At 35.7% G+C, this 1,438-nt stretch carries 1 protein-coding gene and 1 pseudogene; both read left to right on the top strand.

Annotated features, from left to right (window positions below):
- Positions 1-106 precede the first annotated feature (106 nt).
- Positions 107-1,066 (top strand): zonular occludens toxin domain-containing protein, encoded by a 960-nt coding sequence (locus tag IQ211_RS19205; protein WP_317618151.1) that lies wholly within the window; start codon positions 107-109, stop codon positions 1,064-1,066.
- Positions 1,063-1,438: pseudogene (locus IQ211_RS19200) on the top strand (hypothetical protein); the annotation flags it as partial. The gene IQ211_RS19205 and the pseudogene IQ211_RS19200, both read left to right, overlap by 4 nt.

Genomic DNA, 1,438 nt, shown 5'->3' with positions numbered 1-1,438 from the left:
CGAGGGAATATTTATGCCGGAATGCTTTCAAAACACCGCAAAGAAAATCATGTAAAAACAAAACATTGGAGGCGTGTTTTGAAAGGCTTAATTCTTAAGATCCGGTATATGCAAGTTATCTAAGGGAAAAGAATGTGCTTTTGGTGAGATAATTAAAGTTACTGATGAGAAGGTTAAAGAGCCGAAATTTTTTCCTTATAAACGTGCTGATCAAGATGGTTATGATTGTTATGACTCTTTTTGCAAGGCTGGTGATTTGGTTTGTATTGATGAAGTCTGGAGGTTTTGGAAGTCAGATAAAAATTTAACACCGGAGCATGAGTCTTTTATTTCTGAACACCGTCATTTTACTGATCCAGATACGGGCTTGTGTTGTGATTTGGTTTTGATGAATCAGAGTCCTGATACGATAGCTAAAATGATAAAGGGACGAATTGAGACCTCTTATAAGATGACTAAGTTGGTAGCGATTGGTGCTAAAAATCGTTATCGTGTTGATGTTTATAACGAGGCTAAATTATATAAAACTAATAAGATAACCAGTTATCAGAATAAGTACGATAAGAATATTTTTAAACTTTATCATTCCTACAATGGAGGTAAGGGCAGTGAAGCGACTGTTGACTCTCGTCAAAACGTGTTTAGCCAGACTAAATTATGGGTATATATGTTTGGGTTCTTACTCTTACTTAGCTGTAGTGGCTATTTCATCTACGCATTCTTTACTGGTTATGCTAACGATAATTCTGTCGTGGCTGGCTCTGGTAGTGGTACTGGTTTGGATAAACAAGTTGACCAGTTTGGGAGCAACAATGCTGATATCAATTTGCGAACTGGAAGCGGAAATCAAGGAACTGAAAGAGAAAAAAGAGTAGATCCGCCTGTTTCTTCAAAGTGGCGTATTTCCGGCTTTTTAAGTATGGATAATTATAATTACGTCACTTTGGTTAATGCTTCCGGTGATATCCGACTGGTTAATAAAACTGAATTTCATGGTAAAGGTGTCATGATGTTCGGTTTTGTTGATGGGGAAAAGGTGACTTATTTTAGCGGTGTATCAAAATGAAAAAATTACTTTCTGTTATTTTATTGTCTTCTGTCCCTTATTTTTCTTTTGCGAAAGGTGTCGATTTTTCTTTAGATGGCGTTTCTATTCCTAAGTCGGTTAATTTTATTTATAGTCAGGTTTTTAAAAATCCGTTTATGATTTCGCCAGAAGTAATTATAGATGAAAGATTGGTTTCATTTCATATTACGCCAGATCTTGACGAAAAAGAATTTTTTGTTCGTTACCTGAGTAATATGGGCATTGGGGTAGTGAAAAAAAAGGTCACGTATTCAATTTGTTGTTTCTCATGTATACTCCTCACTTTTTCAGGAAATCAGATGGCAACGGTAGAAGTGAAATGTCGATTTTGTCAACAAACCGAATCGGTAA

The organism is Xenorhabdus griffiniae, from assembly GCF_015163655.1.
GTDB classification, from domain to species: domain Bacteria; phylum Pseudomonadota; class Gammaproteobacteria; order Enterobacterales; family Enterobacteriaceae; genus Xenorhabdus; species Xenorhabdus griffiniae.
This window is presented reverse-complemented; position numbering and strand designations above follow the sequence as displayed.